Origin of the sequence: Lachnoclostridium sp. MSJ-17 (genome assembly GCF_018918205.1) — a bacterium.
Classification (GTDB): domain Bacteria; phylum Bacillota; class Clostridia; order Oscillospirales; family Acutalibacteraceae; genus Ruminococcoides.
Map to the genome: position 1 here is coordinate 19542 of NZ_JAHLQB010000013.1, position 13524 is coordinate 33065.

Below are 13524 nucleotides of genomic sequence, written 5' to 3' on the forward strand. Positions count from 1 at the left end.
CTTACGGTTTTGGCAGTCTCATTTTTTATTCTATGCTCTCATCGTCCGCATTTTCGGCTTCTTCACCGTTGCTATCTTCGGATTGCTCCGCGATTTGCGGAACAGGCGGCGGAGTAAAGCTCACCAGCGGCTTGACTTCCGGGATATTCGCGGCAAAATCCCAGTCGGTCATCTGCGGCTTCCAGATGTAGGTTTCACGGGTGACTTGTTTTTCACGAATCAATTCTCTCAGCTCGTCAAAAGAGAACGGACCCTTGCTCTCAGCGTCAATCACGGCGTAATACACATCAGGGCTTTTCTGCGGTATCTGCGCGCGCATATCCATGAGCAGTCTGCCCATAGCGGTACCCATGTTGTAGGTGTATAAGCCGTTCATAGGATAAAACCAGTAGAACATCTCTGCCTCCTTTTAATTCTTACGGTATTATTTTTACATTTTCAGTATATCATATTTCCGTTTCCGGTTCAATCATGTGAGATAAAATTTTACAATTGAATACCGCGCTCGCCTTCGAGTCCGGTCACCTGCTTGCTGTAATTCAGTGCTGCCGGTGACCTCTTGTGTGCGGTGTTTTACACTTCATCTCGCCGGAGAGGTTCAGCACGGAAGGATAGGTTTCATAATCTCTCTCGCTAAAAACGTGCCCCCGGCACGTTTTCTTAACGCTCGCCTTCGAGTCCGGTCACCTGCTTGCTGTAATTTTGTGGTGCCAGTGACCTGTTGTGTGCGATGTTTTACACTTCATCTCGCCGGAGGGGTTCAGCACGGAAGGATAGGTTTCATAATCTCTCTCGCTAAAAACTTGCCCTCGGCACGTTTTCTTAACGCTCGCCTTCGAGTCCGGTCCCCTGCTTGCTGGTAAAACAGAAACAGGAAATACCCTTTTGAGGGTATTTCCTGTTTCTGTGGTGCCGGTGACCGGACTCGAACCGGTACGGTATCGCTACCGGCGGATTTTGAGTCCGCTACGTCTGCCAATTCCATCACACCGGCGAATTACCGTTACTAATTATACATTAACACGGCGGAAAAATCAAGTCTTATTTTTTGTTTTCTTTATTGCCCGCTTGACGGATCAATAAAAATCAGCTATTATTCTTTTAAATATTTCATTTTCCCGATTTATGTGCTACAATACTTTTTAGAAAAAAGGAAGGGTTGTGAGATTATGACCAACAAAAATCTGATTGACCTTGAGGCTATGTCGGTTCAGCAGATTGACAAGCTTGTTAAAAAAGCAAAGAAAATCATGCAAAGCCCCGCGGATTACCGCCATGCCTGCGACGGAAAAATATTGGCGACTCTCTTTTATGAGCCCAGCACCCGCACTCAGATGTCTTTTCAGACCGCTATGCTCAAGCTCGGCGGAAGAACTATAGGCTTTGACAATCCGATGAACTCCTCTGTCTCAAAGGGCGAAAACCTCAAGGACACCATTGCCGTTATCAGCGGCTACTCGGATATCATCGCCATCAGGCACCCGACTGAGGGTACGGCTATGGCGGCTTCGCTCTACTCCGAAGTGCCGGTAATCAACTGCGGCGACGGCGGTCACCTCCACCCCACTCAGACTCTGACTGACATCGTTACCCTGAGCTGCGAGAAAGGCAGACTAGATCACCTCAAAATCGGCGTTTGCGGCGATTTGCTCAACGGGCGCACGGTTCACTCGCTTATCAAGGCGCTTTCAAAATATGAGGGCAATTCATTTGTGCTTATCTCGACTCCCGAGCTGAGCGTGCCGATTTATATTATCGATATCCTCGAGAAAAATCACTGCGCATACGAAATATCTCACAACCTCGCCGACGCTGTCAGGGATTTGGATATGCTGTATATGACGAGGATCCAGCGCGAGAGATTCGGCAGCGAGGAGGAATATCAGGCTCAGAAAAACGTGTTCGTACTCGACAAGGAAAAGCTCGATAACGCCCGCGAGGATATGATCATTCTCCACCCCTTGCCCAGAGTCAACGAGATCACGGTTGAGATCGACGACGACCCGAGAGCGCTGTATTTCAAGCAGGCTCAGTACGGTATGTTCGGAAGAATGGCTCTGATCCTTCTCCTGCTTCAGGACGAAGAATTCATGCTCAGCGCAAGAGATACGTTTATCTCGGATTACCGCTGCAATAACCCGAAGTGCATAACCCAAAGCGAAAAATATCTGCCCAGACTGAGCTACGAAAAGCTCGGAATGCAGATGTGCGACTTCTGCGACAAAAGAATTGACTGAAAAACGGGCACGGCTTTAGGCTGATTCCAAAAAGGATGTTTTCAGTTTGAGGCGGTGCCCTATGCGTAGGCGGACAGTTCAGGCTGTCCGCCTTTCGTCATGAGTTTTTTCTTCGGTTTGGTTGATTTCGCTCGAAAGAGCGAATGTTCCGATGTAGCGGAAGTAGATATCGATTTGCTGCGGAGAGGTTTGGCTGTGCTTTTTCTCACGCTCGTAAACGACAATCTTGCTGATGAAGGTTCTCAGTACCTCGGGCGTCAGCTCCTGCACACATACATATTTCTTGACGATATCAAGGAACTTCTGCACATTGGTACACTCGTTTTTGAGTGTGCCGATTTCTTTTTGCAGTTCCGGAATCGATGCTTCAAGCCCCTTCTGCTCATCGTTATAATCAACTGATAACATTCTGTACTGCTCATCGCTGATACGTCCGAGAACGTTATCCTCATACAGACGCTTGAACAGAGATTTTAACTCAACAACACGCTTTTCTGCTTTTGACAGTTCAGCGGTTTTGGCATTCAGCTCTTTTCTGTACTGTGAGGAAGTCTTTTTACTGATGTAATCGGTAAACTCCTTTGTGTTGTTCCGCGCGTAGTAGAGCGCCTTGTTGATTTCTTCAAGTACAATTTCATCGAGCACAACCTCTCTGATTGAGTGCGGCGTACATTTTTCTTCACCAACGTGCTTATGATAGTTTCCGCAGATAAAGCTGTAACTTTCACGCCTAATGGTTCGCCCACGATAAAGGTAATGCTTTCTGCCACAGTCAGCGCAGTAAATCAAACCGCTGTATTTGTTGATTTCACCCATTCGGTTCTTGCGGATTCTGCCCTCACGCACCTTGCGGACGATATCCCAAGTTTCTTGGTCGATTATTGCCTCGTGAGTATTTTCAAAGCGCAGCTGTTCTTCCTTCGGAACTTTTATGGTTCGCTTGTCTTTGAACGAAGCTATCCTTGTACGGCAGTTGATTGTGTGTCCGAGATAAATCTCGTTGTCAAGAATATCAGCAATAGAACGCTCATTCCACTTGTATGGATTCTCAGTGTCGGTGTGCGTTCCATACTTTCCTTCTCGCATAAAACGATACATAGTTGGCTTGAGAATTTTCTTTTCCTCTAACGCTTTGGATATATTACTTGGGCCGATTCCCTCTGCGCACATTGCGAATATCATCTTTACCACCGGAGCGGTTTCCTCATTAATCAACAGACGACACTCTTTTCCGCTGTTGGGATCACGGCGGTAACCATATGGGATCGTTGTTCCAAGGCGTTCACCACGCTCTGCTTTTGCTTTAAATACAGCGCGGATTTTCTTGCTTGTGTCACGAGCGTACCACTCGTTGAACAGATTCTTGAACGGCGCAAGCTCGTTGTTATCGCTGAACAGCGAGTCGTAGTTATTGTTGATGGCGATATACCTGACGCCGTATCTCGGAAAGATGAACTCGGTATAGTTGCCGACCTCGATATAGTTTCTGCCGAGTCTGGACAGATCTTTGGTGATAACAATTCTGACCTTGCCAGCTTCAATCAGTTTGTACATCTCCTGAAAGCCGGGGCGGTCAAAGCTAACACCTGAGTAGCCGTCATCAACAAACACGCGGATATTTGGGAAGCAATTATCCTCAGCGTACTTTTTGAGGATTGCTCTTTGGTGCACAATGCTGTCGCTGTCACCGACGTTGAGATCGTCTTTTGAAAGGCGGCAGTACAGCGCGGTTATTTTATCTTGGTTTGACATATTTTTATACTCCTTCCTGCTGTCAAACCGATTGGGAGTCTGCGAGTTTTCGCAACACTACAATACTCCCAATCGGCTGAAATGTCCAGACCTATTTAGGCCGCACTGTCAAAATTATTATCGATAAGCCTTTTTACGCCGTCGATAACCGTGTGCTTGCTGTCCAGATCAAAAACGGAATTTACAACATAATCCTTCTTACCGATAGTATACTGGTGCTGAGTAATCAGCTGACCGTTTTCTATCTTGAATTTAGTTCTCCGATTAATAGCCACCGCCACAGAAGGCTGATAGTCCGGTTGAGTTATAATTCTGATTTCATCCATTCAAAAATCCTTTCTCTACATACCGCCCAGAGTGTTTTTATGCTCATGGCGCGGCTTTTTGTTTGTGGTGCAATCTTCGGTGTGAGTGTCGTTGTCGATAATATTCATTAATTCAGCAGCCAGATATGCCGAATCAATTCCCAGATGATCAACAGGATAGTCGGGATAAGCGAAACCCAAATCATCCGCTTCAAGCTGCGTTTCGTTGTCTGCTCCGCTGAGTAAAGCTGTTGTGAGAAGTTCTCGCTCGCTTTCCCAGCCTGTGATTGGAAGGTCTCCATTGAGGTCGATGTCGCTGTCTGAATCTGCTGTGCTTGTTTTTGAAGCGAATCCTGAAACTCTGTCAGAGTTTGCTGCGTTTCCTCTGCTTGAGAAGTCAACTTGTCCAACTGCTCCTGCTGCATATCCGAGAGGTCGCTCCATGTCGCCAGAGTTTCCATTGTATTCATCATCGTGCTGAGCATATCTATCTGCGTCTGCTGAGATTGAATCAGCGCCCGCCAATTCTTCTCCGTAATCGAAACATAGGTCTCGGTCTGATCTGCCTGTGCTAAATTCATCTTCGCTTGAGCTTTCAATTCGCTTGGCGATTTCCTTCCTAATTCTGAACTCATCGGTCATAGCCTCCTTCAAATATTTTTCTTCATGCAATTTGTTATCCCTGCACTTCATTCCGTTCGGACATGTGTAGGTGATATATTTTCGGGTATCGCTCCAGTTAACTTGATAGCCTTCCAATTCCATCAGCTGAATAAAATGCTTGCGGCTGACAGCGTAACACATCACCTCGTCTATCGCTATCGCCAAATCCAACTTCCAGCTCTGACATTTGTCGGCTGCCCTGTACTCTCTTGAGGACATACCTTTTATTTTGGACGGAGCGGATTCGATTACCGACAAGCCGTATTCCAAACAAAGCTTGTCCGAGGAATCACGGAGCCGCTGAATTTCTTTGTTGTCGGAATGGTATTTGTAACCGCTCTCGGCATTCACGGAATTTATAACGAAATGTGAATGAATATGATCACGGTCGACGTGAGTAGCGACTAAGATTTCATAGCCGGGGAAATTTTCTTCCGCGAACCTCAACGCGATTTCGTGAGCGGTTTCGGGTGTGAGGTTTTCATCGGGGTGAAAGGATTGGAGCAGATGATAATACATTCGTCCGTCAGCTTTCTTGTATCGTAGCTTGGTATTCATCATTTCATTGTAGGCTGACCGAGCTACACAATTTACTCCTGTGACAAGTTTTCTCCCATCGTGAATCGTTTTTGCGTTCTTGGCACAGTAGTTGAGCAGAGCACTTAGCCCCTGCCTCGTCTGTGTTTTCTGCCGTGAGATAAAATTGATAACAGCTATGCTGCCCACCTCTTTCGGTCGAGCAGCTCGGTCAGGGTTTGGTTGAGCTTAACGTATTCGTCTGTCAGCTGTTGAAGATTAACGCAATCGACCTTGTCCATATTACAGAGCGTGGTGAGCTGATTGAGATTTCTGCCGATAGCTTTTTGCTGACGGATGACCTCGTCCAAGTCGTCGATAACAAAAATCTGTTTGCCTAAACCGCACTTGGTTATATATTCTGTGAGAGACAGATTGGCTATTGCAGCCTTGTGATGAAGCTTTTGTAAATCTTCATCGGAGATTCTTATACTTAGTTTTCTATGTTGCGTTTAATGATGGTATGGTTTATGTTACATATCATAGCGGCAACAACTCAACCGAGCTTATGAAATCTAATGACGATGAATTTGTCACGCTTTGCATAAACGCGAGAGAACAGGCATGCTCCTTGCAGGAGCACAAAAATGATGATAATTCGGAGTGGCTTGAAAGCATTCGTTTTCCGGTTGACTCAACCGAGATCGAAGAATTCGAAAAACTGTTTTATCAACACAACCCCGACATTGAACCGCAGCCGAAAAACAACCCGCTCAGCGGAAGCAAGGTCACTCTGCCGTTGGGTGAAGTGCTATTTGAATTTGTTTACGCGGATTTCGACTCGCTGTACAAGGAGGTCAAAGTAAGCCTTCGAATGTATGAAGATATTGATTTACCAAATGCTGACAATGAAGTGCTGGAGATGATTAACCGTTATCGAATCTACCGCAACTATAAATGGTTGATTAATCACTTGGCGTTTGGATCGACTGCATCCGCATTGTTTCCGCCGGCTATTATGCAGTATGCGGATTTGGCGGCGGCTATGCTTGACTATTATAAATATCTGATAATGCTGCAAAAGGAATACCGTGATATTCTGGAGTTCTGTTTTGAATCGAAGTATTATTCTGAGGTGTTGAGTGATATGACTCCTTCCGCGCGGTATTATCTTTATCGGAAGATAAATAAAATGCCGCCCTTCGTGGAGTTCAACGAAGAGCAGCGGTTGATAATGGGAGACAAAAAATCTCCGGCGGATTATGACTTTTCAGCGTTTGCCGATTTTGCACAGGAACATGACATAGACGCAGCCACACTAATATATTTTCATAACTATAATCACAATCCGGTTATCCGTTATCGGTGCGAGAGCCTGCATGAATTCTTGGAGCTTGAGCTTAACAAGCTGATTGAATACAATGTCAACTTAAAGTGCTGCGAGCGCTGCGGACAATGGTTTACCTACAAGGGCAACTACGACGCGCGATACTGCAACCGGATTCATTTAGGTGAATTGCGTTCCTGCCGCGACCTCGCCGCCGAGGAAAACTATAAAAAGAAAATGGCGGAGAACAAAGCGATTCCGATCTATCGAAAATATTATCGGCGTTACTCCGCTCGCGTAAAAGTCAATCAAATCAAGAAAAACGATTTCAAAAAATGGAAGTACGAGGCTCTTGTCAAGCGTGATGAATGCTCTGCCGGAAATATAACTACCGAGGAGTACATCGACTGGCTCGAGGGCTGTTTTCCGAACAGAAAGAGGAAGGAAAAATAAATTCCGTATTCTTTGGTTACAGCGTATCAATTTTTGACATATCAAAAAAAGTTCTTAAACCCTCTTGCAATTTATGATTATGTAAGGTACTATACAAACGCTTCACGCGGCTCTTTGTTGTCACACAGAACACATAGCTTAGCGACACAATAAAAAAGGCACAAGCTTAGAATCCATCCGGACTCCGGGCTTGTGCTTTTTTTGCGCCCACAACCCGCGACAAATCGCCTGTGTGGGCTTTATTTGATTTTCTTGGGTACGACTGCGAATGTTTTCTTCGCGCAACACGGGGCGAAACAGGGCGCGTCAGGTTTTCCCGCTGTTCATAGCATCAACCATCAGCCTGACAGCCAAAGAGAAACCCCTGCAAAACGCGTCGCGTTCGCCGAGGTTCATAAGCTCTGTGTGGTTGTCTTTTATTTTTTGGAGTATGGCATTCTGTTGCTCCGTCAGCAGAGTACAAAGTTTAATATTTTATCAATTGCCATATCTCCTGTTTCGTGGTAGAATTATATAGAGTTGATACGCTATGAAAATTATCGGGAGTGGATTAAATGGATAATATTAAAAAATTTGAAAATCAGCCTATCCGCACTGCATGGGATGAAGAAAAAGAGGAATGGTGTTTTTCGGTTTCGGATGTTGTTGAAGTGTTGTCCGAAAGCAAGGATGTAAAGCAATACATAAAAAAGATGAGAAGCCGTGATCCTGAGCTGAATTCCAAGTGGGGTACAATTTGTACCCCTGTTCGGATGATGACTGCCGACGGCAAATTCAGAAAGATCAATGCCGCCGATACAAAAGGCATTCTCCGTATCATTCAATCTATCCCATCTAAGAAAGCCGAGCCGTTCAAGATGTGGTTGGCTCAGGTCGGCAGTGAACGCATAGAAGAAATCATTGATCCTGAACTGACAATAGAAAGAGCATTGGAAACTTATGCCAAAAAAGGTTATCCTGCCGATTGGATAAACCAGCGCTTACAAACCATTCGTGCCCGCAAGGAGCTGACCGATCAATGGCAGGCTCACGGTGTAGAGAAAGGTAAAGAATACGCTATCCTGACCGATGAAGTCACTAAAGCGTGGTCGGGTATGACGACACGCCAGTATAAGAAGCTCAAAGGTCTGAAAAAAGAAAATCTGCGTGACAATATGAGCACACTGGAGCTTGCGCTGAATATGCTCGCCGAAGCGACTACCACTGAACTGACTAAAACACAAAACCCCTATGGCTTGGAAGAAAACAGAGAAGTAGCGCAAAGCGGCGGCAAAATTGCAGGCGACGCAAGAAAAAATATCGAAGCACAAACAGGCAAGCCGGTAATTACCTCAGATAACGCCGCAAGACTGAATGAGGTCGTTACGGGAATGATTGAGGGCGTTGTAGGTAACGAGGAAGATAAAGAATGATTATAAGAGAAAACAAAGTACAACGGCTGTGAGAAAGAGGTTTTTATGAATAATTCAGAAGTTCAAAATATTGCAAAGCAAACGATTGACTATATTAAAACTGACATTAAGCCAAATATGAATCTGCGAGAGATAAGGAAATTATGCGAAGGAAAAATGCTTTCGCTTGGTGCAGATTCATTTTGGTATTGGAATATCGGCGCTTTTGTTTTCAGCGGCGATGAAACCACAATCTCCGTTTCGGGCAGAGAATATGTTACTGCCGATAAAACGGTTTCGGATAATGACATTATTACCATTGATTTAAGTCCGCAATGCAAAAATGTATGGGGAGATTATGCCCGAACAATCATTATAGAAAACGGAACAGTTGTTAATCATATTGAGAATATCCAAAACAGTGAGTGGCGAAATGGTTTACAAATGGAAGAAGCTCTGCATAATGAATTGATAAGATTTGCTTCGCCCGACATAACCTTCGAGGAACTTTATTACTATATGAATGACTATATCCGTAACAATGGATATATCAATCTTGATTTTCTCGGTAATTTAGGACATTCCATTGAGGAAGATAAAAATGACCGTGTTTACATAAATAAAGGTAATAAGAAAAAGTTAAGCGAAGTGGACTATTTTACCTTTGAGCCGCACATCAGTACCAAAAATTCTCTGTATGGTTATAAGAAAGAAAACATTTATCATTTTGAGAATAACAAATTAGTTGAGTTGTGAAACGCATTATGAAAAACTATAAAACATATCTTTTTGACGCAGACGGAACACTGCTTGATTATGACAAGGCTGAATTGCAGGCATTAAAGGAAACCTTCCGATTATATAATCTTACTTATAATCAACAAATAGAAAAATGTTTTTCGGATATTTGCAATTTGGAATGGATAAGATTTGGCTTGTCGAATGCTACAGAAACAGAAATACAATCACGATTTCATGAGCTTTATTATGACTACTCTGAAAGCCGTTTTTGTGAATTAGTCAAACGCCTTAATCTTTCAGTTTCGCCAACTAAATTCGATATATCTTATCGTCAGTATCTCGCGCAGCAAACAGATGAGGTATCTTTTGCGAGAGAGGTGTGCATGAAATTATCCGAGTTTGCAAACCTATATGTTGTAACCAACGGCTTATCCACTATTCAAAAATCCAGACTAATTCACTTTAAACCATACCTAAAGGATATTATTGTATCGGAAGATTTGAATTGTTGCAAACCATCAAAAGAATTTTTCGAGAAGGTTATAACGATTGCGGATATAGAAGATAAAACCACGGCGCTGATGGTCGGAGATTCATTGACATCTGATATTTTCGGAGCAAATTGTTTTGGTATTGATTCTTGCTGGTTTAATACAAAACGAAAAAAGAATGATACACAGATAATTCCTAAATATGAGATAAATTCCTTGAAACAGCTTGTTACATAAAGGGGATAAAATGAAAACAATAGTAAAGTTTTATGAAATAGTGGATAACAGCCTGCTTAAATTCGCCGTTATCGTTGCGAAATCTAACGGCAAGTGGGTATTCTGCAAGCACAAAGAGCGAGATACATACGAATGCCCCGGCGGTCACAGAGAAGCAGGCGAGAATATTGACAATACCGCAAGGCGTGAACTGTACGAGGAAACAGGAGCGATAGATTATATGATTCAACCTGTCTGTATCTATTCCGTAACAGCTCCCGATAACTTTGACGGTAAAGAAACCTTTGGCAAGCTCTATTACGCAGAAATAAAGAGCTTTGAGGGTGAACTGCACAGCGAGATTGAACGGGTTGAATTATTCGAGGATTTACCGACAAATTGGACGTATCCGCAAATCCAACCGTTGCTATTAGAAAAGGTCTTGAGATTAATATGAACATTTCAACCCTCTGTGAAAGAATCAGTTTGCAACCGGAAATAAAATCCCGTGTAATTGAGTTTGCGAATGGTTTTGATTTCAACTCTGTAAACAAGCAACTAAACGGCTTTCAAAATTATGAAATGATGTCCGAAGCATTGGCAAAGCTTCAAACAATACTCGGCGAGGATCCCGATAATATAAAAATATTTGCGTGTATGCTGAAAGCGTCTGCTGATGTGTACGAGATTTACAAGAGCAAAGGTATCAGCGACGAAATTTACTTCGCCACAATGAAGTGTTACACCCGCTTTATTGATGAAACCTATCGTATGACAGGCAAGTTATACTTTGACCGCTATTGGTGGACTACTCGTCAGTCAGGCTGTCACCTGTTCAGAATTGGTGAGTTAGAATGTGAGATAAAGCATATTGACGGGGATATTGTCATTGGAATTCATATTCCGTCAGACGTTGATTTTTCGCCTTCTGCGATTGATGTTTCTTTAGTATCCGCAAGGCAGTTTTTCTCAAATCATTATCCTAAACTGTCAAATGCTGAATACCGATGTCACTCTTGGCTATTGGATAGACAACTCAAAGAAATGCTGAACGATAGCTCAAATATACTGAGTTTTCAAAACCGCTTTGAGATATTTGATGAAGGCGAAGTTGGTACAGATTTCATTGAATGGTTGTATAACACAAAATCAACTGATTATGCTGCATTACCAGAAAACACCTCTTTGCAAAGAAATATGAAAAAGCATATTCTTTCCGGTGGTATAATCAGAAATGCATATGGGAGGTTGAAGCTATGACTCATAAAATGAATCTTAACCCCGAACCGTTTGAAATGATACGCACAGGGCAAAAGACTATTGAGTTGCGACTGAACGACGAAAAACGGCAGAAGATAAAAGTCGGCGATATGATAGAGTTTACCCAAACTGAAACCGGACAAAAGCTGATTACAGAAGTAATCACTTTACACAGATTCGATACCTTCACAGAATTGTATCAGGAATTACCTTTGCTGAAATGCGGCTATACCGAGGCGGATATTGCTACAGCTAAGCCCGAAGATATGGATTTATACTATACTCCCGAAAAGCAAAAAAAGTATGGAGTATTAGGCATAGAATTGAAAGTACTTAACCAAAAAAGAGCATTTTATGAAACTACCAACAATTATTGAAGCAGAAAAATTATTTAACGAAGCAGAACAACGCAACCCCGGCGCTTGGATTGGTCACAGCAAAACCGCTGCCTTTTGTGCAAAAGTGATTGCGGAGCATTGTGACAATCTTGATGCCGATACCGCCTATATATTCGGTTTGTTACACGATATTGGCAGGCGTGAGGGTATTACCGATATGCGGCATATTATTGACGGCTACCATTTTATGACCTCTCTCGGCTATGATGCTTGCGCCCGAATTTGTCTGACACACTCGTTTCCTTATAAAGATTTTTTCTCCTATAATGGACAAAATGACTGCACAGCAGATGAAACAGAGTTTATTAAAACCTTTATTGAAAAAACCGAGTACAACGATTACGACAAGATGATTCAGCTCTGCGACGCGCTCGCTTTGCCTGATGGAGCAACCTATATCGAAAAGCGTCTTGTTGATGTGGTTATGCGCAGAGGCTTTAATAATTTGACTATCCCGAAATGGAGAGCGTTCCTTGATTTGAAAGACTATTTTGATAAGAAAACGGGAACAGATATTTATACGCTGATTGGAGTTTAATATGCTGAACCAATTACCCGCTTGGGAAAGACTCGCAAAGGAAATCATCTGGCAGCAAATCGGAGAATTGAAAGGGGAATCAATCCTTGACTTCGGAAGCGGCACAGGAATTACCGCTGATCATTTCGCCGCTGATAATCAGGTAACTGCTATTGAACCTTCTGAGGATATGCTCGCTCAACAAGTGAATAAGAACGGCTATCGGCAAATTGTCGGAAGCACGGACGAATTAAAAAAGTTGCCAAGCGATTCGTTTGATTATATCTTCTGTCATAATGTTTTGGAATACGCTGATGACAGAGAAATAATTGTCGGTGAATTTTATCGCCTGTTAAAGAAAAACGGCAAGCTGTCGATCGTCAAACACAACCGCAATGGCAGAGTTATGCAAATGGTGGTGTTGCTCAACAACTTTGATGAAGCAAATAAGCTCCTTGACGGTCAAAACAGCAACGCTCAACAATTCGGTACAATCACTTACTATGATGACAGCGATGTATCAAATTGGTGCAGCGGGCTTGTTTTACAACAAACTTATGGTTTGCGTACCTTTTGGGACTTACAGCAAAATCAGGAGATTCAAAAGAACGAGGGATGGCAGAAAAAGATGATTGATATTGAAATGAGGGTATCACAAAATCCTGATTTTCAAAGGATTGCGTTCTTTCACCATTTGATATTTGAAAAGCGATGAAATCTAGAATTATAGAAGAAACATTTATATAGAGGTAAAAAATATGGGAAGAAAACTATTTCCTTCAAGTAATGGATTTGAATTTCTCGAACAATACTTAACAAAAATATATGGAGAACGAGGATCCATTAGACATAACCTCATTAGGTATATTAATAGCGATTTATTCAAATCCGGGTGTCGTTATGTTAATTCCATTTAAGATTTACCGGAGATTTCTTTTGATGAGATAAAGCAACTAATCAATCGAGAAAAACACTTTCGTAATCTATCAGCTGAATTGCAGATAAAATTTGATGATTATAATCATGCGGGAAAATTATCAGAAGACGATTATCGTGAGATAGCAGGTATTATGGGTCTTGCGCCAGGTCGCACTGATAGAATAGAAACATTATTTCCTAACGCTTTAGATTTATACGTTGTAACTATTCAGCACCCCACCCCAAAAACCTGATTGGTCTGACCTGATAAAACCATCTTAACCGCGTGATAAGAATCAAACCCGTTTTTGCGGGCGGTGCTGATGAATGACATTAAAC

At 42.8% G+C, this 13524-nt stretch carries 16 protein-coding genes and 1 tRNA gene; 10 read left to right on the plus strand and 7 right to left on the minus strand.

Annotated features, from left to right (window positions below):
- Nucleotides 1–25: 25 nt before the first annotated feature.
- Nucleotides 26–397, minus strand: coding sequence for a DUF4339 domain-containing protein (locus KQI64_RS00590; RefSeq protein WP_216522839.1), 372 nt, complete (start codon nucleotides 395–397; stop codon nucleotides 26–28).
- A gap of 510 nt (nucleotides 398–907) precedes the next feature.
- A tRNA-Leu gene (locus KQI64_RS00595) sits at nucleotides 908–994 on the minus strand.
- A gap of 175 nt (nucleotides 995–1169) precedes the next feature.
- Between KQI64_RS00595 and pyrB the strand changes: the two genes are divergently transcribed.
- Nucleotides 1170–2237, plus strand: a complete 1068-nt coding sequence (gene pyrB / locus KQI64_RS00600; protein ID WP_216522840.1) for an aspartate carbamoyltransferase — start codon at nucleotides 1170–1172, stop codon at nucleotides 2235–2237.
- A 78-nt stretch (nucleotides 2238–2315) separates the two neighbouring features.
- Here the strand turns inward: pyrB and KQI64_RS00605 are convergent, their stop codons facing one another.
- The 4 genes from KQI64_RS00605 to KQI64_RS10715 form a co-directional block, all read right to left on the minus strand.
- On the minus strand, nucleotides 2316–3989 hold the full coding sequence (locus KQI64_RS00605) for a recombinase family protein (protein WP_216522841.1): 1674 nt from the start codon (nucleotides 3987–3989) through the stop codon (nucleotides 2316–2318).
- A gap of 95 nt (nucleotides 3990–4084) precedes the next feature.
- Nucleotides 4085–4315, minus strand: a complete 231-nt coding sequence (locus tag KQI64_RS00610) for a hypothetical protein (RefSeq protein WP_216522842.1) — start codon at nucleotides 4313–4315, stop codon at nucleotides 4085–4087.
- 15 nt (nucleotides 4316–4330) lie between these two features.
- The gene (locus tag KQI64_RS00615; RefSeq protein WP_216522843.1) at nucleotides 4331–5683 is read right to left on the minus strand and encodes a relaxase/mobilization nuclease domain-containing protein; all 1353 of its coding nucleotides are present in this window, start codon (nucleotides 5681–5683) and stop codon (nucleotides 4331–4333) included.
- Nucleotides 5671–5964: a MobC family plasmid mobilization relaxosome protein gene (locus tag KQI64_RS10715; protein WP_442911916.1), complete on the minus strand. Its 294-nt coding sequence runs from the start codon at nucleotides 5962–5964 to the stop codon at nucleotides 5671–5673. Before KQI64_RS10715 ends, KQI64_RS00615 begins: the two co-directional genes overlap by 13 nt.
- A 32-nt stretch (nucleotides 5965–5996) precedes the next feature.
- Between KQI64_RS10715 and KQI64_RS00625 the strand changes: the two genes are divergently transcribed.
- A complete protein-coding gene (locus tag KQI64_RS00625) occupies nucleotides 5997–7253 on the plus strand; it encodes a DUF6076 domain-containing protein (protein WP_216522845.1) in 1257 nt (418 codons plus the stop codon).
- Between the two features lie 306 nt (nucleotides 7254–7559).
- On the opposite strand, the gene KQI64_RS10720 is transcribed toward KQI64_RS00625, so the two are convergent.
- Complete coding sequence (locus KQI64_RS10720) at nucleotides 7560–7724, minus strand: DUF6809 family protein (protein WP_442911918.1); 165 nt, start codon at nucleotides 7722–7724, stop codon at nucleotides 7560–7562.
- An 83-nt stretch (nucleotides 7725–7807) separates the two neighbouring features.
- Here KQI64_RS10720 and KQI64_RS00630 point away from each other — a divergent pair, with 83 nt between their 5' ends.
- Genes KQI64_RS00630 through KQI64_RS00665 form a run of 8 tightly spaced genes read left to right on the plus strand, consistent with a single transcriptional unit; the run spans nucleotide 7808 to nucleotide 12982 of the window.
- Nucleotides 7808–8665, plus strand: a complete 858-nt coding sequence (locus KQI64_RS00630) for a BRO family protein (protein ID WP_216522846.1) — start codon at nucleotides 7808–7810, stop codon at nucleotides 8663–8665.
- Nucleotides 8666–8710: 45 nt separating this feature from the next.
- Nucleotides 8711–9400: a M24 family metallopeptidase gene (locus tag KQI64_RS00635; RefSeq protein WP_216522847.1), complete on the plus strand. Its 690-nt coding sequence runs from the start codon at nucleotides 8711–8713 to the stop codon at nucleotides 9398–9400.
- Nucleotides 9401–9408: 8 nt separating this feature from the next.
- The gene (locus KQI64_RS00640; RefSeq protein WP_216522848.1) at nucleotides 9409–10113 is read left to right on the plus strand and encodes an HAD-IA family hydrolase; all 705 of its coding nucleotides are present in this window, start codon (nucleotides 9409–9411) and stop codon (nucleotides 10111–10113) included.
- A gap of 10 nt (nucleotides 10114–10123) precedes the next feature.
- On the plus strand, nucleotides 10124–10549 hold the full coding sequence (locus KQI64_RS00645; RefSeq protein WP_216522849.1) for an NUDIX hydrolase: 426 nt from the start codon (nucleotides 10124–10126) through the stop codon (nucleotides 10547–10549).
- Nucleotides 10546–11352, plus strand: coding sequence for an acyltransferase domain-containing protein (locus KQI64_RS00650; protein ID WP_216522850.1), 807 nt, complete (start codon nucleotides 10546–10548; stop codon nucleotides 11350–11352). Before KQI64_RS00645 ends, KQI64_RS00650 begins: the two co-directional genes overlap by 4 nt.
- A complete protein-coding gene (locus tag KQI64_RS00655) occupies nucleotides 11349–11729 on the plus strand; it encodes an ASCH domain-containing protein (RefSeq protein WP_253289129.1) in 381 nt (126 codons plus the stop codon). The genes KQI64_RS00650 and KQI64_RS00655 overlap by 4 nt, the downstream gene beginning before the upstream one ends.
- Entirely contained in the window at nucleotides 11707–12288 is a 582-nt protein-coding gene (locus KQI64_RS00660; RefSeq protein ID WP_216522851.1) for an HD domain-containing protein, read from the plus strand. The genes KQI64_RS00655 and KQI64_RS00660 overlap by 23 nt, the downstream gene beginning before the upstream one ends.
- A gap of 1 nt (nucleotide 12289) precedes the next feature.
- The gene (locus tag KQI64_RS00665; RefSeq protein ID WP_216522852.1) at nucleotides 12290–12982 is read left to right on the plus strand and encodes a class I SAM-dependent methyltransferase; all 693 of its coding nucleotides are present in this window, start codon (nucleotides 12290–12292) and stop codon (nucleotides 12980–12982) included.
- Nucleotides 12983–13524: the final 542 nt, after the last annotated feature.

Excerpts from the sequence above, each read along its gene's own strand:
- KQI64_RS00640 (WP_216522848.1), top strand. The coding sequence starts at position 9,409 with ATGAAAAACTATAAAACATATCTTTTTGACGCAGACGGAACACTGCTT.
- KQI64_RS00655 (WP_253289129.1), top strand. The coding sequence starts at position 11,349 with ATGACTCATAAAATGAATCTTAACCCCGAACCGTTTGAAATGATACGC.
- KQI64_RS00660 (WP_216522851.1), top strand. The coding sequence starts at position 11,707 with ATGAAACTACCAACAATTATTGAAGCAGAAAAATTATTTAACGAAGCA.
- KQI64_RS00610 (WP_216522842.1), bottom strand. The coding sequence starts at position 4,315 with ATGGATGAAATCAGAATTATAACTCAACCGGACTATCAGCCTTCTGTG.
- KQI64_RS00635 (WP_216522847.1), top strand. The coding sequence starts at position 8,711 with ATGAATAATTCAGAAGTTCAAAATATTGCAAAGCAAACGATTGACTAT.
- KQI64_RS00605 (WP_216522841.1), bottom strand. The coding sequence starts at position 3,989 with ATGTCAAACCAAGATAAAATAACCGCGCTGTACTGCCGCCTTTCAAAA.
- KQI64_RS00630 (WP_216522846.1), top strand. The coding sequence starts at position 7,808 with ATGGATAATATTAAAAAATTTGAAAATCAGCCTATCCGCACTGCATGG.
- KQI64_RS00645 (WP_216522849.1), top strand. The coding sequence starts at position 10,124 with ATGAAAACAATAGTAAAGTTTTATGAAATAGTGGATAACAGCCTGCTT.
- KQI64_RS00650 (WP_216522850.1), top strand. The coding sequence starts at position 10,546 with ATGAACATTTCAACCCTCTGTGAAAGAATCAGTTTGCAACCGGAAATA.
- KQI64_RS00665 (WP_216522852.1), top strand. The coding sequence starts at position 12,290 with ATGCTGAACCAATTACCCGCTTGGGAAAGACTCGCAAAGGAAATCATC.
- pyrB (WP_216522840.1), top strand. The coding sequence starts at position 1,170 with ATGACCAACAAAAATCTGATTGACCTTGAGGCTATGTCGGTTCAGCAG.
- KQI64_RS00625 (WP_216522845.1), top strand. The coding sequence starts at position 5,997 with ATGGTTTATGTTACATATCATAGCGGCAACAACTCAACCGAGCTTATG.
- KQI64_RS00590 (WP_216522839.1), bottom strand. The coding sequence starts at position 397 with ATGTTCTACTGGTTTTATCCTATGAACGGCTTATACACCTACAACATG.